This window comes from Bacillus haimaensis, assembly GCF_048270625.1.
GTDB lineage: Bacteria > Bacillota > Bacilli > Bacillales > Bacillaceae_I > Sutcliffiella_A > Sutcliffiella_A haimaensis.
In genome coordinates, this window is the sequence record NZ_CP158164.1 from 3,256,361 (window position 1) to 3,274,914 (window position 18,554).

At 45.7% G+C, this 18,554-nt stretch carries 17 protein-coding genes; 4 read left to right on the plus strand and 13 right to left on the minus strand.

All coding sequences use genetic code 11. From position 1 onward, the window contains the following. The first annotated feature begins 324 nt into the window (after positions 1-324). The 3 genes from ABN702_RS16635 (at position 325) to ABN702_RS16645 (ending at position 2,543) form a co-directional block, all read left to right on the plus strand. Entirely contained in the window at positions 325-1,041 is a 717-nt protein-coding gene (locus ABN702_RS16635) for a GDSL-type esterase/lipase family protein (protein WP_417897886.1), read from the plus strand. A 101-nt stretch (positions 1,042-1,142) separates the two neighbouring features. Next, entirely contained in the window at positions 1,143-1,991 is an 849-nt protein-coding gene (locus ABN702_RS16640) for a protein-glutamine gamma-glutamyltransferase (RefSeq protein WP_417897887.1), read from the plus strand. A 294-nt stretch (positions 1,992-2,285) separates the two neighbouring features. Beyond that, on the plus strand, positions 2,286-2,543 hold the full coding sequence (locus ABN702_RS16645) for a group-specific protein (RefSeq protein ID WP_417900942.1): 258 nt from the start codon (positions 2,286-2,288) through the stop codon (positions 2,541-2,543). A gap of 150 nt (positions 2,544-2,693) precedes the next feature. Here ABN702_RS16645 and ABN702_RS16650 read toward each other — a convergent pair whose 3' ends face one another. From ABN702_RS16650 to ABN702_RS16705, 12 genes are all read right to left on the minus strand, one after another. Continuing rightward, entirely contained in the window at positions 2,694-3,869 is a 1,176-nt protein-coding gene (locus tag ABN702_RS16650) for an anhydro-N-acetylmuramic acid kinase (RefSeq protein WP_417897888.1), read from the minus strand. Then, on the minus strand, positions 3,866-5,476 hold the full coding sequence (locus ABN702_RS16655; protein WP_417897889.1) for a glycoside hydrolase family 3 protein: 1,611 nt from the start codon (positions 5,474-5,476) through the stop codon (positions 3,866-3,868). The genes ABN702_RS16650 and ABN702_RS16655 overlap by 4 nt, the downstream gene beginning before the upstream one ends. Before the next feature lie 27 nt (positions 5,477-5,503). Continuing rightward, positions 5,504-6,658 (minus strand): exo-beta-N-acetylmuramidase NamZ domain-containing protein, encoded by a 1,155-nt coding sequence (locus ABN702_RS16660; RefSeq protein ID WP_417900943.1) that lies wholly within the window; start codon positions 6,656-6,658, stop codon positions 5,504-5,506. A 25-nt stretch (positions 6,659-6,683) separates the two neighbouring features. Further along, a complete protein-coding gene (locus ABN702_RS16665) occupies positions 6,684-7,358 on the minus strand; it encodes a hypothetical protein (RefSeq protein WP_204415061.1) in 675 nt (224 codons plus the stop codon). A 214-nt stretch (positions 7,359-7,572) separates the two neighbouring features. Further along, the gene (locus ABN702_RS16670; RefSeq protein WP_417897890.1) at positions 7,573-8,682 is read right to left on the minus strand and encodes an ABC transporter ATP-binding protein; all 1,110 of its coding nucleotides are present in this window, start codon (positions 8,680-8,682) and stop codon (positions 7,573-7,575) included. 11 nt (positions 8,683-8,693) lie between these two features. Then, complete coding sequence (locus ABN702_RS16675) at positions 8,694-9,437, minus strand: carbohydrate ABC transporter permease (RefSeq protein ID WP_417900944.1); 744 nt, start codon at positions 9,435-9,437, stop codon at positions 8,694-8,696. A 171-nt stretch (positions 9,438-9,608) separates the two neighbouring features. Continuing rightward, positions 9,609-10,526: a carbohydrate ABC transporter permease gene (locus ABN702_RS16680; RefSeq protein WP_417897891.1), complete on the minus strand. Its 918-nt coding sequence runs from the start codon at positions 10,524-10,526 to the stop codon at positions 9,609-9,611. A gap of 116 nt (positions 10,527-10,642) precedes the next feature. After that, a complete protein-coding gene (locus tag ABN702_RS16685) occupies positions 10,643-11,965 on the minus strand; it encodes an ABC transporter substrate-binding protein (protein WP_386638163.1) in 1,323 nt (440 codons plus the stop codon). A 20-nt stretch (positions 11,966-11,985) separates the two neighbouring features. Further along, complete coding sequence (gene murQ / locus ABN702_RS16690; RefSeq protein ID WP_417897892.1) at positions 11,986-12,900, minus strand: N-acetylmuramic acid 6-phosphate etherase; 915 nt, start codon at positions 12,898-12,900, stop codon at positions 11,986-11,988. 27 nt (positions 12,901-12,927) lie between these two features. Then, positions 12,928-13,785: a MurR/RpiR family transcriptional regulator gene (locus tag ABN702_RS16695; RefSeq protein ID WP_417897893.1), complete on the minus strand. Its 858-nt coding sequence runs from the start codon at positions 13,783-13,785 to the stop codon at positions 12,928-12,930. A 10-nt stretch (positions 13,786-13,795) separates the two neighbouring features. Then, complete coding sequence (locus ABN702_RS16700; RefSeq protein WP_417897894.1) at positions 13,796-14,776, minus strand: N-acetylglucosamine kinase; 981 nt, start codon at positions 14,774-14,776, stop codon at positions 13,796-13,798. A gap of 174 nt (positions 14,777-14,950) precedes the next feature. Continuing rightward, entirely contained in the window at positions 14,951-15,334 is a 384-nt protein-coding gene (locus ABN702_RS16705) for an OsmC family protein (protein WP_417900945.1), read from the minus strand. Between the two features lie 149 nt (positions 15,335-15,483). Between ABN702_RS16705 and ABN702_RS16710 the strand changes: the two genes are divergently transcribed. After that, positions 15,484-16,650, plus strand: a complete 1,167-nt coding sequence (locus tag ABN702_RS16710) for an MFS transporter (RefSeq protein ID WP_417897895.1) — start codon at positions 15,484-15,486, stop codon at positions 16,648-16,650. Positions 16,651-17,250: 600 nt separating this feature from the next. Here ABN702_RS16710 and ABN702_RS16715 read toward each other — a convergent pair. Continuing rightward, a complete protein-coding gene (locus ABN702_RS16715) occupies positions 17,251-18,420 on the minus strand; it encodes an IS256 family transposase (RefSeq protein ID WP_417897491.1) in 1,170 nt (389 codons plus the stop codon). Between the last annotated feature and the right edge of the window lie 134 nt (positions 18,421-18,554).

Consider the following 18,554-nt stretch of genomic DNA (forward strand, 5'->3'; position numbering starts at 1 on the left):
CCATTTCCTGCTTTTGGCTTTATCATGGTCTCAATCGGGGCTTTTGAGACCACCATTTCCTGCTTTTTGTTATCGCGGTCTCAATCGGGGCTTTTGAGACCACCATTTCCTGCTTTTGGCTTTATCGTGGTCTCAATCGGGGCTTTTGAGACCACCATTTCCTGCTTTTGGCTTTATCGTGGTCTCAACCTGGGGTTTTGAGACCGTCATTTCCTGCTTTTTGCTTTATCGTGGTCTCAACCCAAACTATCATCCCCCTCTCCCACCAAAAAGTTTAACAACCCACCCCACAGGGAAAACTACACTATCACAAGGAGGCTCATCATGAAAAAAAGCATCATCTTTGTCACCGCCTTGGCCGTAGTCGTCCTGATTGCGGTCGGTGTCTTAAATTTATCCCAACGGAATAAAGCTCTATCTGTTCCCAATGAATCCGAGAAAATGGTCTCACTTGGAGATTCTCTCACCCATGGGGTCGGTGATGAATCCGGCGAGGGTTTTGTTGAAAACTTGGAAAAACAATTGAAGGAAGAAAAGAATGCCATAATCACTGTAGAGAATCATGGAATCCCTGACCAGCAGACGGACGGGCTACTGCAGCAGGTAAAGAAATCAAAAGTGAGAAGTGACCTGAAAGATGCAGATTATGTCACTTTATTTATAGGAACGAATGATTTAATAGAGAGTAACGGCGGCGACCTGAGGGAAATCAATGAAGAGAGGATTGCAGCAGGCCAAGCCGACTATGAACGCAACCTCAAAAGAATCCTGGGAATTATCCGTGAGGAAAATAAAGATGTACCAATTCTGTTCCTCGGACTCTATAATCCCTATCCCGACTCACAGGAAATAGAAGATGAAATTGTCGAATGGAACGAGAAAAGCCAGGCAATCGTGGATGACTATGAGAATATCAAGTTCATTTCAACGAATGAGCTTTTCCAAGAAAAATCAACCGATTACTTCAGTGATGCACTACATCCCAATGAAAAAGGATATAGCCTGATTACGAAAAAGATATTAGATGAATACGATTTTTAAGCGGGGGCCGCATTTCCAATTAGGAGATGTGGCTTTTTTGTTCACAATCGCCCACCTCCCGAATATCCTAGATACAACGCCACCATGAAAAGAGGAATACCATGATACAACTATCAGGAAAACCCTTCGAACAAACCGACCTGTGGCCAGACGGAAGCACGCATGCAATGATTGCCCAATCATTGATGGATGACCCGGATATCCACTCCTATGAATCAATGGAAGAACTGCAATTTGAGCTTACCTTCAGGAAGAATATCATTTCGAGTGCGGAGCTGATGAGTCAAGGGGATGCCCGGTTCGAGACCTTCGCAGGATCCGTGGGGAATCCGGATTACTGGATGATGACAACTAAAGGTGCCTTCCAGTTGAGGGATGACGTCGAGCCGGCTGCTGCTATTCGAGATATTTTCAAAAATAGTTCCCTGTATGCCTATGAATGTGCCACTGCAATGATTATGATCTATTATCACGCTGCGCTGATGACTATTGGTGAAAAGCTGTTTAATCAGTTATTCCCAAATCTCTACTTATACAGCTGGCACACTGACGTCGACCTTGGTGTCCAATCCCTTCTGACCAAACACCTTATACCTGGGGATGTTGCCTATTTCAATAATCCCGACTATCATCCGGAAACTCCTTGGTGGAGAGGAGAAAATGCCATTGTGATGGGGAATGAGATGTATTTTGGACACGGAATCGGAATCAAGACAGCACAAGAGATCACCGATTTTTTAAACAGTGTGAGGCAGCCGGACAGCACTACCCCGGCGGCTTTGATCAATCTAGTGGCAAGACCGTCCATTAAACATCTGGCCGAACTGTCAAAGCTGCCGCGTGGCTTCAACCGGGGCTATAAGCCACAGCATTTCATCATTCATCATAATAAGACGTCCATATCGTTATATCGATATCTTTACTATGTGTATATGGGTTTTTCCAGATAATCAAGTATAGAGCAAACATGAAGTTTCAGGAGTGGTTGTTTCTTTTTTATAAAGATACCCCCACTCCTGACACAGTAACCACCAACCATTCCCCGCCGTTTCTACTGGAGTTGAACGGGCATCCCTTTGTCATCTTTGGTTCAGGCGATACCTCCTAATAAATGATAATGATTATCAATGTCGTTTATTATTTTTTCAAGCATACAAATTAAATAGCCCAAATTTGTTGGCAAGAATCTCAGTCAGAGACATATACTTTTGTAAAAGTCAGTCAAAAGGAGGAATAACTTGTCTATGAATTCGAATGGGATACGACTACGGAAAGTGCAGAATCTGGCCCAGGAGATTATGTATGAGGTGAACAGAACAAAAGATGGACGGGATACGGAGCTATTGAATCTGGTCATTGATAATCTGTCCAGAGCTGTGGTCGATGCCACAGACCCTTCCGGTCACTATTCTCTGGATTACTTGGAAAATAAAGTGGGCAAGGCGCATTCCCTGCTTTTCCAAAAGACACGTAACAACAAGAAAATGATATTTTCCAAGTAGCTTCATGGCGTTCGGGAAGTCTCCATCAAACGCTAAGAAACCAAAAAGAGATTCTTCGATGATTGACATCATTCGGAGAATCTCCTTTTAGTATGGAACTAAGTATGATAAAGAATCTGACAGTAGGAATCGATAAAATCGTTATTCGGATTACACCGTCAACTTCCCGAGCACCACAGGCTTCCTCGCCCCGGTCGCCGAAGGAAGGTTGTTCTGCACGCCGAAAAGCGTCTCGTTCGCAAGCAGGGCAAACGCCACCGCTTCCTTCGAATCACTGGAAAACCCGTAATCTTCCTGTGTCTTCACCTCAAAAGTACCCGAGTCACGCAAATATCCAAGCAGCGTAGCATTATACGCCCCGCCGCCGCTAACAATCAGCGTGTCAACCGGACCGCCCAAGAAGCGCATATACTGATCAATAATCGTCAAAGCAGTAAACTTAGTCACCGTCGCCATGATATCAGCCGTAGAAAGTCCCTTCGAATGCAGCCGCCCGACAAGTTCACGTGTATACGAAGCACCAAACATCTCACGCCCAGTACTCTTAGGAATCGTCAAACAGAAGTAAGGATGCCCAAGTAATTCCCGCAAAACCTCTTCATCTGCATGTCCCTTTGCAGCCACTCGACCTCCATCATCATAATGGGCCTGACCCTTCGATAGAATTGACATCGCTTCGTCCATGATCATATTCCCCGGCCCTGTATCAAAGGCGACCACCTGACCCGCACTGCATCCGGCAGGCAAATAAGTGACATTCCCGATGCCACCGATATTCTGCAGGGCGATGCTCTCGGAATCCGATCGGAACAGCAGATAGTCCACATAAGGAACGAGCGGTGCCCCGCCTCCGCCTGCTGCCATGTCACGGACACGGAAGTCGGACACTACCGGGCAGCCAAACCTTTCCGCGATAACGGAGGCCTCACCGAGCTGCAAGGTGGAACGCACCAAGCCAGCTTCCTCCACAGGAATATGATACAAAGTCTGGCCATGCGATCCGATAAAATCAATATCCGAAACCTGGAAACCATGTTTCTTCACAACAGACTCCGCCGCTTTGCAAAACATCTCCCCAAGTTCAAAATTAAGGCTGCACAAGGCATCCACCGAGCTTGCTCCAGGATCGAACTGCCGGAAGATCCGCTCACGCAATTCCCCGGAGATTGCGATATTTTCAAACGCCAGCTCCTTGTAAGACATCATTTCCCCGGCACCTTTTACCGACACAATCGCAACATCCACACCATCGACAGAGGTTCCGGACATCAAGCCGATCCCGATTCTCTCCTCTTTTTCAGCGAGCTTTTGTAAAAGCTGGATCATCCGTTGTTCACCCTGGTATCCAGCAGTGTGATGGGCAATTTGCCTGTCGCCTTGAGTTTACCCATTAGTACCTTGCTCGCAGATTCCAAAGCAAGAGCGCGACTCTCATAGGTAACAAGATACGTAGAAACCTCCGGGAATTTTCCGATATCGTAAGGACTGCGCATCGCCACAACGCCAACACGATCGCCGAATCCTGCTGCCAGTTTCCGTACCAATTCAACCTGTGAAGGGTTCGCCACCGCCTGATACGTCACAACCACCACTTTGTCAAAATCCCCAGCCTGCTTAACAATTCTAGCAATCTCATCATCACTTGGTGCCACCGTAACGGACACTTCCACCGCTTGTGGCAAAGCAGCCTTCAAATAAGTTCCGACCGTTACTTTCGTAGCCAGTGTCTCATCTACCTCAGTCGCTACATTCGGATCGACCGCAACCACCAAAACCTTCTGATCAGCAGCCAAAGGCAAAAACGCCCCGCTATCCTTCACAAGCGTCATGCTCTTTTCGCTCACACTGCGAGCAAACGCCAAGTCCTCTGCACAACCGACTAGCACGGCAGCTTCATCCCAGGTAGCCACTGAGTCCGCAAGCTTTCTCTTTTCCTTCAGTTTCAACACCCGCCCAACAGAACGATCAATCTGCTCCATTGTCAGACGGCCGTTTTCCACCGCCTTTATCACAGCCTCCATTGCTTTTGATTGGCGCTCAAACGTATGGCTGATCAGCACGATATCAATGCCTGCATCAATTGCCATAATCGATGCTTCTTCTATTCCGTAATATTCAATAATTGCGTTCATTTCCATGCAATCTGTCATCGCCACACCTTCATAGCCAAGCTTTTCACGCAGCAATCCGCTCACGATGCGCTTGGATAACGTTGATGGGACATTATCGGGTTCAATCGATTTGAAGTTGATATGTGCGACCATTACGCCGTCCACGTCATGAGCAAAAGTCTCCTTGAATGGAACGAGCTCCAGGCTTTCAAGTCTGTCGAGGCCATGTGCAATCACAGGCAAATCCAAGTGGGAATCGACGTTGGTATCGCCATGCCCAGGGAAGTGCTTGCTCACCGCTGACACATGCTCCGCCTGCAGACCTTTTACCGCTTCCACTCCAAACTCTGCCACAATGCAGGGATCCTCGCCATAAGATCTGACGCCGATTACCGGATTTAGAGGGTTATTATTCACATCCACACAAGGGGCAAAGTTCATGTTCACTCCAAGTGCGCGCAGCTCTTTCCCGACAATTTTACTCAACTGATAAACTGCTTCCTTATCGCCTGCTGCGCCCAATGCCATGTTGCCGGGGCTTAACGTTACACCCTCGGTTATGCGCGCCACCATTCCACCCTCCTGGTCAATAGAAATGAATAATGGCAGCTTGCCCGCATCCTTCGCAACCTTTTGCAAACTGCGGGAAAGTTCATATACCTGCTTTGTGTTCTTCACATTGCGTGTAAAATAGATCACTCCGCCAATATGGTAGTCCTGTATCAACTTCGTTATGTTCTCGGACGGCTCTGTTCCTTGGAAACCTGCCATGAACAGCTGGCCTATTTTCTCCTCAAGCGACATTTCATGAATCTGTTTCATACGCTTTTCTCCCCTTTTAAAAAAAGTCTATGAATAAAGCAAAATCGAACCTGTTCTTCTTTTCCAATCTTCCAATCCGGACGGCCAGCCTTCCGCTATCTCTTCATAGGAAAGACCCTGGTCAATCCCCTTTCTCACCTTGTCCGTTCCCCACAGCAGGTCGATGAAAGGATGCATGCCCTCCTTGAACGGCTCGAGCCACTGTGCCTCACCATCGTGAACGGCAAAAATGCTATGTAAAAGTTCGAAGCCGAGCCTTGCAACATCAAGCCCATTCCTGTCCGTAATCACCAATTGCACCCCTCTGCATAAATCCCCCTTATGCTTGCTCATGTTCGGTGTGAAAAATGCCGGCACAAGCTCTAAACCAGGCAGCTCCTTAAGAGAGAAATGCTCCATCACCTTATCCGGCTTGAACCAAGGCGCCCCGAACCATTCAAAAGGCTTCGTTGTTCCGCGGCCTTCTGAGAGGTTCGTTCCTTCAATAAAACAGCTGATAGGATAATAGAGTGTTGTCGTAAAATGCGGGATATTCGGTGATGGCGGGATCCATGGCTGCTGCCAATTCTCGCCCCACATCGAGCGGTTCCAGTTTTCCACTTCAAATACATGGAGGTCTACATCCGGATAAACCTCTCGTTGAACCAGCTTCGCATATTCCCCAACCGTCACCCCAAGGCTCACCGGCAGCTTATACGGCCCGACAAAAGAGCTGTAAGCCATATCCAGCACATTCCCGGACACGAGCGGTGCAATCGGGTTCGGCCGATCCAGCACGACGAAGGATGTCCCTGTCTCCGCACACGCCTCCATCACATTTTTTACGGTTGCAAGGAACGTATAGAAGCGCACCCCGACATCCTGAATATCAAAAAAAATGGCATCTACATCTGCGAGCAATTCTGTAGATACCTTCTTGGTTGGTCCATATAAGCTGTACACGGGAAGTGAGGTTTTCGGGTCGGTGGTATCCTCCACATGGACGCCTGCCTGGACGTCCCCTCTGATTCCGTGTTCACAGGCGAAAAGCTTTGTCAGTCTGATAGAATCTGCTTCATTGAGTGCATCGATCGTGGATTGGAAGCTTGAGGTCATTCCCGTCTGATTCGTTACGAGGGCAATGTTCTTGCCAGCCCAGGCTTCCAAGCCGTTTTGCAAAAAGCGATCAATGCCGTATTTCACCTTTTTCAAAAGATCCCTCCTCTAATTAGGCACTAACTGGGTTCCAATCTGTATCCTCTTCCTCTGTTGCAATGACATTGCTTGTGACAATATTGCAAAAGAGCGTGGACAGGCTTGGAAACAGGAAAAACAATCCTACTACAGATAGTAGCAATAGGCAGAAAATCGATGTGATCTGCAAGAATGATAGAATCGTATACAGCGGATTTTTCACGAGCAGCTTGACGCTGGTGAAGATGCTGTCCTTTAAGGAGTACTGGAATTTTACCAATAATGGAATCGTGTAGATCTGGCTCAGGAAAATCATTCCGCAAAAGTAAGACTGGAAACATGCCAGTGCGAATGCGAATGTTCCGCCGACTTGTGTGTAATGCCACCATGATGCTGCGACAATCACGACAAAGAATGAAAGGAACAGGCTGTACCCGACGCTTGCTAGGAAGTATTTTTTCATGCCGGTGAAAAACATGACGATCACGGATTGGCTTTTATCCAATAGAAGTTGCTGGACAGCCCATGCCGCTCCCACAAAAATCGGTCCGCTTACGAGCATTACGTAAAAAATAGAGTATGGCAGTTGGATGAGAAAGAAGGATGGGCTTAGCACCGTTACGACTAAAAAGCTGATGAATACCATCGCTACTATGTGTTTATAGTACTCTCTTCCTGTTACGCGTAAAATATGTGTCAATCCATCCATCTGCATTCTCTCCTTTATGATTGTCTCCATTATCCACCGCTGTTGGTTTCCGCACTAGGCGCAGCGACCCAAGGGGCGGTGCTGGAGCCTCCTCGGGCTTCGCCCTGTGGGGTCTCCAGTATACCGCTACCTTCCCGCAGGAGTCTTCGCCTATTGCTCCAACCAACAGCTAGATTCTTAAAATCAACACTACAGACCATTTTGTTTTAAAAAATTAAAAAATCCTTAACTCAGTCGCCGGGTCGAACAGGTGCATTTTATCCAGGTTGAAGACAAATGATTTTTCCTCCAGTGGGCGGATGAAGCTTTCGCCGCTTACTTTGGCGGTGATCATCCGTTCTCCCATTGTGAAATATACAAGGTTTTCGCCGCCTAGATGTTCGATTGCTTTCACTTTGATGTTCGCTTTATTGTCTGTTGGGACAGTAAATGCGAATTCTTCATCATAGATGTCTTCCGGACGCAGGCCCAGGACCACTTTTTTGCCGACATAGTTTTTGTATTGTTTTACTAAGCTCTCAGGGATGGTGAATGTATGCTCCCCGAGGCGAAGTTTGTTCTCTGACTCTAGTATAGCATCAAAGAAGTTCATTGGTGGAGACCCAATAAATCCCGCGACGAACATATTTGCCGGGTTGCGGTACAGATCTCTTGGTGAAGCGATCTGCTGGATTTCCCCTTTGTTCATGACGACGATTCTTTCTCCGAGTGTCATGGCCTCGACCTGGTCATGCGTTACGTACACGATTGTTGCCCCGAGGCGCTGGTGCAGCTCGGCAAGCTCGATGCGCATCTGCACGCGCAGTTTGGCATCGAGGTTTGAAAGCGGCTCATCGAAAAGGAATACCTTCGGGTTACGGACGATTGCACGTCCTACCGCTACCCTTTGACGCTGCCCTCCACTAAGTTCCTTCGGTTTGCGGTCAAGCAGTTCATCAAGTCCAAGAATTTTTGACGCATACTCGATTTTCTCCTTGATTTCCTCTTTGGATGTTTTCATATTTTTCAATCCGAATGCGAGATTCTGCTCGATCGTCATATGCGGATACAAGGCGTAGTCCTGGAATACCATCGCGATGTCGCGGTCCTTCGGATGCATATTGTTGACCACTTTGTCCCCGATATAGATGTTCCCTGATGTTTGGCGCTCAAGGCCTGCGATCATGCGGAGGGAGGTCGTTTTTCCACAGCCAGATGGGCCTACGAAAACGAGAAACTCTTTATCTTTTATTTCAAAGGTTGCGTCAAAGACAGCAGTGAATGTGCCGCCACGCTTATCGTCCACGAATGTTTTCGTTACATTTTCTATTTTTATACTTGCCATTCCTTAAACACCTATCCTTTCACTGCACCGATTGTAATACCCTGCAAGAAGTAACGCTGTAGGGCAAAGAATAAAATAAACATTGGCAAGGCCGCGAGCACTGAACCTGCCATCATCGCCCCGTAGTCTGTTGCGTCCTGGAACTTGAAGCTTGCAAGTCCGACCTGGATCGTTCTCATAGAGCTTGATTGTGTTACAAGGAACGGCCAGAAGAATTCATTCCATGTTGATACAAATGTAAAGATTGCAAGTACCGCTACCCCAGGCTTGGAAATGGGCAGGATGACTTTTCGGAAAATGCCGAACTCACTGCAACCGTCAATTCGTGCTGCCTGGATAAGTGTCGTCGGCAAGGTCGACATGTACTGCTTCATCAGGAAGATATTCCCGACCACTGTGAACATCGGGAGCATGATAGCTAGATATGTATCTACCAAGCCGAAAATGTTCACGACCATGATGTAGACCGGAATCAAGGTAACCTGAGCCGGGATCATCATCGTACCAAGCAATAGCCAGAAAATCGTTTTTCTGCCCGGGAAGCTCAGTTTTGCAAAGGCATAACCTGCTAGTGATGAGAAAACGACGTTGGATAAAGTCAGGACACTTGAAACGAACAAGCTGTTCATCAGCCAGCGAACTGCATCTGTTTCCGTCAAGAATCGGATATATGTAGCCAGTGTCACCTTGGATGGGAACCATTCCGGCTTAAAGGATGCGGAAATCGTGGTATCCCGGAAGGAGGAAATCACCATCCAGTAGAGCGGGATGATGGTCAGCACCACCCAGAACAAAAGAATCGCCCAACTTAGTACACTGTAAACCTTTTTGCGCTGATTTCTTGCCTTCTCTCTTCTAATGGCAAGCTCTGCATATTGTGCATTGTTTGTATTGGTTGCTGGTTGCATGTAGATTTTCCTCCTTTCCTAGAATTCCACGTCAGATGACATGACTTTAAATTGAATAACGGATGCCAGGATAATGACTGCTCCAAGCACAAATGATTCCGCTGCAGCCAGACCGAATTGGTAGTATTGGAATGCATGCGTGTAGATCAGATAGGCGATGGTGGTTGTCGCAAAGTTCGGACCACCCTGTGTCATGAGGTAAATGCTCATAAACACTTGGAAGCTCATGATGATTCCAGTTACCAGTAAATAGAGAGTAGTAGGTTTCAATAATGGCCATGTTATATTACGGAATTTCGACCATTCAGAAGCGTGGTCGATGTCTGCTGCTTCATAAAGGGACTTCGGTATTCCGCCCATTGCAGCCAAATAAAGGATGATACCGGCGCCGTGCCCAGTCAGATAGGACATTAGCATAATAGAAAGCAATGCTGTACTGCTTTGTCCAAGCCACATGATATTGTCGAACCCAAGCATTTCAAGGAACATATTGAATAGTCCCGCTTTTGTCGGATCGTAAATCCAGAACCATACAAGCGCAACCGTTACTCCGGAAGCTACCGTCGGCAAGTAAAGTGCAGCCTTGAAAAAGGTCTGTGCCTTTTTTGCTCTCGGGAATATCAATACTGCAAGAAATAAAGTGATTGCGACGTTTACAGGTACTGTACCGACTGTGAAAACGAAGGTGTTCCACATCGCCTTCCAGAAGATATCGTCGTTTACCATCGTCTTATAGTTGTCTAATCCAATCCAAGTGGAGCCAAGTACATGGTATTTTTGAAAACTCATGACAAGGGCATAGCCGACTGGGAAGAGTGTAAACATGAGAAACAGAATGATTGGGACCGCGATAAATGCATAGCACCAGCCATAATCTTTTATAAATTGGGAGAAATTGAATTTTTTCGATACGGAGACCGCTGATTGGTTTGGCATTGTCTACACTTACACCTCCAGATTTAAGGTGGGCTGTTTTCCTTCTGTCCGAACGGAAACAAGACCTTTAAAATAAAAGAGGAAGAGCAGTTACGCTCCCTCCTCTTTCTTATGGCTTACTGGGAGAAAATAGCTTCTCCCTTGGTTTTGAACTCTTCCGCCGCCTCTTCAGGAGTCAATTCTCCGCTTAGTAGACCTTGGAAAGTCGGAATGACAACTTCAGTACGGAAGCGGTCATCTTTTGCTGCAGCTGCTGCAGATGCATTACTTGGTGGTAGAACGTGAGAAGCCAATACTTCTGCTGCTACTTTGTTGTAAGGTGCAAGCGGCATTTCAAACTTGCCTTCCGCATCCTTATGAACCTGTGGTAATGCCAGTGCTGCTGCCGCTTTTCCAGCTTCTGCACTTGTTAGGTGCTCAAGAACCTTCACACTGTTTTTCATGTGATCTTCTTTTGCATTCTTCTGTGTGAACATCATGTAACCTTCAGATCCACCGAAAGATACTTGCTCTTCTCCTTCGTTATGTGGAATTGGTAAAAGAACAAAGTTAACTTCTTCCCCTTCCACTTTTCCGTCTTTGATTTCCTGGTTGCGTGCTTCTACTACAGGATCAAAGTAAGGAATCGCACGACCGAAGAATAGTGCTTGGTGATTGTAGTATAGCTCCATACGTTTCGCAGGATCTACAGCCGCCGTTTCTTTCGGCATAATGCCTGAGTCTACTAAATTCTTGATGTATTTCATTGTTTCCAGGATTTTTTCGTCATTCCATGTGATGCCATCTTCTGTGTAGCGGTTTGGCAACCCATTGTTCATTGCAAGGTGTACTAAAAGTTCTTCGTTATTCCCTTGGAAAACAAAGCCGTATTTATCGTCACCAGCTGCATTCTTTCCAACGCCTTTTTTCGCCAGGTCTTCGAATTCCTTCCAAGTCCAGCCTTCTTGTTGAATTTTTTCATAATCGATGCCAGCCTCTTCTAGAAGCTGCTTATTTCCACCCCATACGTGAAGGAACATGTAGATTGGAAGACCGTAAAGTTTGTCTTCGATTTTCATGTAATCCAACGCAACCTGGTTGTAGTCATCTTTTGAAACATTCAATTTGTCGTCTAGTGGCACTAGCAGGCCTGAATCAACATATTTACCTTGTGGCTTACCGAAATAAACATCTGGTGGATTACCGGAGTTTAATGCGATATCGAATTTTTGTGGACCTTCTGCCCAGCTCAATACTTCATACTCGATTTCGATATTTTCGTTTTCTTTCTCAAAAGAAGCAACTAATTCTTTCAGTTCTGCTTCGTACTCACCATGCACCGGATATGTCCAAACCTTTACAACATCCTTTTTATCGGATGAAGAACTGCTGTTGGAACAACCAAGGATAATGGAAGCAACGAGCAACATAACCATTGCTAAACTTAACCCCTTTTTCATTTCCAATTCCCCCTTGAAAATTAATTTTTATTATAAGCCTTTATAGCCTTATAAACGAATCCCTTTGCGTCACTGAGCAGCTCTGCCGCTTTCACGGCGTCCACCTGACACGTATACATGATGATTGCCACTTTCGGGTTTCCTTCTGAACTGTCAAACAATGCTGTTGCTTCATCAAGGGAACATCCCGTTACTTGTTGTATGATGCGTTTTGCACGGTCCACCAGCTTTTTGTTCAAAGGCTGGACATCGACCATCAGGTTATTGAATACCTTGCCTATCTTCACCATGGAAGTGGTCGTGATCATATTCAACACAAGCTTCTGTGTCGTACCCGCTTTCATTCTGGTGGAGCCAGTAATCACTTCCGGCCCTACTTCTATATTAATCTTGTAATCTGCTACAGTATTAAGTGTAGCGTCCTTTGTACAAGTAAAGGATACCGTTTTTGCCCCTAGCTCTTTTGCCTGTTTCAATGCGCCGATGACATATGGTGCACGTCCGCTTGCCGTAATGCCGATGACGACATCGTGCAATCTCACGCCATGCTGCTTGATGTCATTCGCCCCAAGCTCCTCGCTGTCCTCTGCACCTTCCACCGCTTTGAAGATGGCAGGCTCGCCTCCAGCGATGATCGCTTTCACCATTTCCGGTGGAGTGCCATAAGTTGGCGGGCATTCGGATGCATCGAGAATCCCGATTCGTCCGGAAGTGCCGGCTCCTACATAGAAAAGGCGTCCACCTGCTTCAAAGGATTCCACTACGCTGTCGACCACTTTTGCGATGCTTGGAATTTCTTTCTGGATGTGAAGCGGTACTGTTTGATCTTCTTCATTGATGATGGCTAGTATTTCCTCTGTTGATTGTCTATCAATCTGGGTTGTCTTCCCGTTTTGCTGTTCTGTCACCAGATTCTGTAAGTTTTCTAATCCCATTTATCACATCACCTTTTTAGTGTGTATTCATTCTGAGCGATACGCTTTCTGAACCGCTTCCCGTGAACGTTTCAAATAAGCTACGGATTGATCAAAATCTCTTGCTGCTACTGCTGTAAACAGGATATCGATCACATTCAGCTGCGAAATCCTCGAGGAGGTTGCCGCACTTCTGATGGAAGATTCCATGGAAGAGATACATAATGTTATATCAGCGAGCTCCTTCAATGAATTGGAGCCGTATTTTGTAATCGCGATTGTCTTCGCTCCCGCTTCCTTTGCCTGCCTGATTGCGGCAAGCGTGTGACTGGTTTCCCCTGAATACGATATCCCGACCGCCACATCCGTGTTGGTCAAAGTTGCGGCAGATGTCAATTGAATATGGGCATCGGCATATGCCGTACACAGCTTATTTATTCTCATAAACTTCAGCTGTGCATCCTGTGCAATCAACTGGGAGGCCCCCACACCGTAAAAGTCGATACGATTGGAAGTATGTAAATAATGAACCGCCGCTTCCACCTCATTTTTGTCCAGAAGGTGGAGCGTATCCCTTAAAGAAAGGACATTGTTTTCCGTAATCGTCTTCATAAAAGTGGGAATGTCATCATTGTCCTTGAACTCGTGGTATTCCTCCTGTTCCTTCTCAAACGATGTCATATCGCCGGCAATCCGAAGCTTCAGTTCTTTGTAGCCATCCAAGCCGATTTTTTTGCATAGGCGAATGATGGCTGCCTGACTCGAATCACTTTTCTCTGCCAGTTCCTTGACCGAAAGAGTGACCACTTCTCTTGGATTTTCTAAAATAAATGTTGCTGCATTTCGCTCTGCCGGGTTAATTGCCGAGAGTGCCTGACGCAGCCGTAACAATCCACCATTCATCATTGACCACCCTTTACTTGCTTCTGTTTCTTACTTCTTTTTCAAACACCTCAGTGAATGTTGGTGCCACCTCATGCTTCCCGTTCTTGATCGCCGCATAGATGGTACCTGCAATCGGCGGTAAGGATGGAAGTGTAAATGCAAAAGGGTAATCGCGGTTTGCCGCTTCCTCCTCAAGAAAGGACTGCATCACGTGTGAATGTCCGATGATGCCGCCTGTCAGGACGATCGGAAATTTTCCTTCTGACGCCATCCCCTGGTGCAGCTTTTCATAAAGCGTATGGATCTCTTTCAGCATGCTGGCTGCAGCTTCTTTTAGAATATCCATACATAACTGATTTCCTTTGTTTGAAAAAGAAATAACCATGCTTCCAAGTGACGCGACCCTATCCCTTGTTTTACGGAGCTCGTAGACAAGCGAGACAATTTCGCTCATAGCCGTCACTCCGAAGTGATCTAGTACCGCTTTTGACAATTCGCAAGGTGCATGCCCCTTGTCATATTGTTCAAACACATAGTCCAAGAGCCGCTTGCCGATAGCGAAGCCACTGCTTCCGTCCTGGATGAGATAGCCCCATCCCCCGACCCGGGCCCGTTCCTCCTTGTCATTGATGCCAAAGCTGATCGATCCGGTTCCGGAAATACTGACAATGCCCGGATTCCCTTTCGTCTCGGAATATAGTGCGGTGATGGCGTCGTTATCGATGATGATGGTCGGTGCCTCGCCCGTTATCTCTCTTAGCAAGGACAAAAACCATTCCTTCTTCCCGCCACTTTCCACTCCGGATATTCCTGCAAAGACGACATCCTCTTTTGTAAGCGGTTTCTTTAGTGTAAAAAAATAAAAAAGCTTTTTCAGTTCCTTCTTGACTGTTTCATAGTCTGAACTATTAGGGTTTGTAGGGCCAACAGTAGCTTCAGCAAGGATTCTTCCTTGTTCATCCACGACCATTCCTGTTGTTTTCGTGCCCCCGCCATCCAATCCGATAATCATGCTTTAGCGCCCCTTAATCTGTCAAATTGCTCTTGTACTAAGTATAGTATTGGTGATATTCAGTGTCAATATTATTTTTATTTTCTGAAATTAAATTTCAAAAAAGGTATATTTCTTTTTGTTTGTACATACGAGTGGGCCGTGATTTCGCATCACGGCCCCAACCTTGAAATTTTACTCCACTATTTCAAAAGTCTCTGTCACTTCAATGCTATCCTTCACGGATTGGACCATCGGACAATTCTTTTTCGCAAGCTCCACTGCCTGCTCGACCTTGTCATGCGCCAGGTCTTTCCCTTTGATCACATAATGGATCTGTATCTTTTCGATGCGGTTTGCTTCCTTTTCATTTCTCGTCACTTCAGCAGTCAGGGAGATATCCTCCACTTCCATGCGCTTTTTCTTTAAAATTGTCCGCAACACGCCACCGCTACATACTGCAATGGAGGACACCATCAATTGATACGGCCGGAATCCGTACTGCTCGTCTCCCGCTACATGCAATTCCCCATATTCCAATTCTGTTGAAAACCCTACTTCTTTCATTTTAAATTTCATCATGCTGTCATCTCCTTTATCCACTACTTTATCAGAATGTGAAAAAGATCCGCTACTAAAATGTTCCTACGTTTTATGCATTCCAATCCCCTGCTTTTTTATGTATCATAGGGGATGGATTTTACTACATACAACCCGAGGTAAAAATTATGAATCGTTTTCGTTTTTGGATTTTGGTATCCATCGTTGCCATTTCCGGCTTCAGCCAAGGTATGCTACTGCCACTGATTGCCGTCATATTTGAAAATAGCGGGCTGTCCTCCTCCTTGAACGGATTGAATGCAACAGCCCTTTACATCGGGATATTGCTGGCGTCCCCCTTTATGGAACAGCCACTCCGGAAGTATGGCTATAAACCAGTCATCCTGGTGGGAGGTTTTCTTGTTGTCATCTCCCTTGCCCTGTTTCCACTATGGCAGACTTTCTGGTTCTGGTTCTTCCTGCGCCTCCTGATCGGTATCGGCGACCATGCCTTACATTTTGCCACCCAAACTTGGATCACCTCCTTTTCACCGGAGGATAAACGCGGTCGGAACATCTCTTTATATGGCGTTTTCTTCGGGATTGGATTTGCCACAGGCCCTTTAATGACACCGCTTGTCGACGTCAATCCTTCCCTCCCGTTCATTGCGTCTTCCTTATTATGCCTGGTTGGATGGGTGTTCCTGTTCTTCTTGAAAAATGAACATCCGGAGCAGGAAGTCGGTGTGAACTCCTTTTTCGAAACCATCAAGCGTTTTTCAAAAGCATGGAAGTACGCCTGGATTGCATTCCTCCCGCCGCTTGGCTATGGATTCCTGGAATCCTCCTTGAATGGAAGCTTTCCTATTTATGCTTTAAGAACAGGAATGGATTTGACGAATGTGTCAGTTTTGCTTGCTTCCTTTGCCATCGGGGGAATCTTGTTCCAGATTCCGCTTGGGGTTCTAAGTGATAAATGGGGTCGGCGAAATGTCCTGCTTGTGATTTTGTCGCTCGGATGCATCAGCTTTATTACAGCAAGCTTTTTGGAGACTCACTTTATCGGTCTAGCCATCTGCATCTTCGTCGCGGGAATGCTGGTAGGTTCCACCTTCTCGCTTGGCATCAGCTATATGACCGATCTTATGCCTAAGAATCTGCTACCGACAGGAAATCTGCTGTGCGGTATCGCTTTCAGTCTTGGCAGTCTTGGCGGCCCATTTTTCGGTGGCCTTTTCATTCAGTATTTTCAAGGCATAAGCTTCTTCCACATCATCAGCTTCCTATTGTTTATCATTTTATTTTTAACGTTTTCTTATGGCAACAGAGGGATGGTTGTGGTGGCGAAGCAATAGTAAATTTGAAACAGACAAGCCCCTTATATGATGGGGGTTTGTCTGTTTTTATTTTAGATGGCTCTGAAGGGTTTGGGACTGGGATGGAGCGGAATTGCTAGGGATCGTAGTATTATGGCCCACGCTTTGAGACCAAGATTGAGTGGAATTGCGGGGATCGTGGTTTCATAACACCGCTTTGGAACCACTATTTAAGGGAATTGCGGGGATTGTGGACTCATTACACCACTTTGGCACCACCATTTACCAGATTCACGAGAATCGTGGTCTCAAACCCACACTTTGGCACCACCATTTACCAGATTCACGAGAATCGTGGTCTCAAACCCACACTTTGGCACCACCATTTACCAGATTCACGGGAATCGTGGTCTCAAACCCACGCATTTGCACCACCATTTACCGGAATTGAGTCAAGTCCTGGTTATTGTGTAAAATTGTAGGCAATGATTTCAACCCCACTATTATTATTTTTTTGCGAAACTTCCATGGATTTTTTTCTTCATATCTGGGAAGGGATGTCAAAGGCTTTTCACTTTGACATCCCTTCCCAGATATGAAATTATCCATAATGGAAGTGAAGTAAAAAATGATTATGGTCTATCTACTAAGAAGTGTCTTTCTCTTCGAATAGATGGTTTCCTGATAGTACATTAGAACAGCACCAACTAAACGATAAGCAGATTGGGTATTCGGAAAAATACGAATTACCCTTTCTCTTCTGCGAATCTCTTGGTTTAATCGTTCTAAAGAGTTTGTGCTTCGGATGTGGCACCTGATATTTTGTGGAAAGCTCATATATTGGATGGTATCTTCGAAACCATCTTCAAAAATGGCAAGAGCTTTTTCAAACTTTGGCTCTGACCCAAATTGGCTCATCAATTCATCCTTAAATTGGCGAACATCTTCAATCGTGACAGCATCAAAGACTCGTTTAATCATCGTACGAATCTCAGCGGTATTCTTTTTAGGGAGTTTATTGATAATATTTCGTTTAAAATGAACATTACACCTTTGCCAGGCAGTTCCTATAAATTCGCGTTGTATTGCATTCTGGAGTCCTTGATGGGCATCAGAAATGACCAGTTTTGGAGACTGAAGACCCCGTGACTTGAGAAGTTGAAAGAAACGGCTCCAGCTCTCGAAGCTTTCAACATGGTCAACACTCAAACCAAGTATTACACGTGTGTTTTTCTCTGTAATTGCCGTCGCAACATAAACAGCTTTTGAGACAACACGGTGGTGTTCACGCACTTTTATATACATTGCATCCACAAAGAGAAAAGGGTAGTACGTTGTATTCAAGGGCCGTGTGGCCCATTCGTTAACTATAGGGTCAAGCTTCTGCGTAAGTGAAGAGATAAACGATTTGGATACATTTTTACCACAAAGCTGTTCTACTATATTGGTCACTTTCCGAGTGGAAACTCCATTAATGACCATCTCCAACATGGAGAGCACCAAGGCTTGGTCACACCGGGCATACTTTTCAAAAACAGAAGTAGAGAATTCCCCATTACGTGTTCGTGGAACCTTCAAAGTTATGTTACCAATGCTCATCAATAGTTCGCGATCGTAGTAACCGTTTCGGTAGTCACGGCGCTCAACAGCACGTTCATATGGGGCAGCATGTAAAAATTCATCCCTTTCCTTTTCCATAAACTCGTTCAACACCAATACAATAGCTGATTTAATCACCATATCAAGATTGGAATTCATAATAGCTTCTTTTAATACGTCAACATTAAGGTTAAACTGTAATTGAGTCATCTTTATTCCTCTTTTCATTGTTTATCGTGGTTGAAAACAGTGTTGCCAAGAGTGAATAAAATGACTCTTTTTTTTTACACAATTATATGGACTTAATCCGGAATTGCGAAGTTCGTGGACTCATAACCCCATTG

Bases quoted from the DNA above. Each gene is read 5' to 3' on its own strand.
- ABN702_RS16635 (WP_417897886.1), top strand. From the start codon at position 325: ATGAAAAAAAGCATCATCTTTGTCACCGCCTTGGCCGTAGTCGTCCTG.
- ABN702_RS16640 (WP_417897887.1), top strand. From the start codon at position 1,143: ATGATACAACTATCAGGAAAACCCTTCGAACAAACCGACCTGTGGCCA.
- ABN702_RS16645 (WP_417900942.1), top strand. From the start codon at position 2,286: ATGAATTCGAATGGGATACGACTACGGAAAGTGCAGAATCTGGCCCAG.
- ABN702_RS16650 (WP_417897888.1), bottom strand. From the start codon at position 3,869: ATGATCCAGCTTTTACAAAAGCTCGCTGAAAAAGAGGAGAGAATCGGG.
- ABN702_RS16655 (WP_417897889.1), bottom strand. From the start codon at position 5,476: ATGAAACAGATTCATGAAATGTCGCTTGAGGAGAAAATAGGCCAGCTG.
- ABN702_RS16665 (WP_204415061.1), bottom strand. From the start codon at position 7,358: ATGGATGGATTGACACATATTTTACGCGTAACAGGAAGAGAGTACTAT.
- ABN702_RS16670 (WP_417897890.1), bottom strand. From the start codon at position 8,682: ATGGCAAGTATAAAAATAGAAAATGTAACGAAAACATTCGTGGACGAT.
- ABN702_RS16675 (WP_417900944.1), bottom strand. From the start codon at position 9,437: ATGGTGATTTCCTCCTTCCGGGATACCACGATTTCCGCATCCTTTAAG.
- ABN702_RS16680 (WP_417897891.1), bottom strand. From the start codon at position 10,526: ATGCCAAACCAATCAGCGGTCTCCGTATCGAAAAAATTCAATTTCTCC.
- ABN702_RS16685 (WP_386638163.1), bottom strand. From the start codon at position 11,965: ATGAAAAAGGGGTTAAGTTTAGCAATGGTTATGTTGCTCGTTGCTTCC.
- murQ (WP_417897892.1), bottom strand. From the start codon at position 12,900: ATGGGATTAGAAAACTTACAGAATCTGGTGACAGAACAGCAAAACGGG.
- ABN702_RS16695 (WP_417897893.1), bottom strand. From the start codon at position 13,785: ATGATGAATGGTGGATTGTTACGGCTGCGTCAGGCACTCTCGGCAATT.
- ABN702_RS16700 (WP_417897894.1), bottom strand. From the start codon at position 14,776: ATGATTATCGGATTGGATGGCGGGGGCACGAAAACAACAGGAATGGTC.
- ABN702_RS16705 (WP_417900945.1), bottom strand. From the start codon at position 15,334: ATGAAATTTAAAATGAAAGAAGTAGGGTTTTCAACAGAATTGGAATAT.
- ABN702_RS16710 (WP_417897895.1), top strand. From the start codon at position 15,484: ATGAATCGTTTTCGTTTTTGGATTTTGGTATCCATCGTTGCCATTTCC.
- ABN702_RS16715 (WP_417897491.1), bottom strand. From the start codon at position 18,420: ATGACTCAATTACAGTTTAACCTTAATGTTGACGTATTAAAAGAAGCT.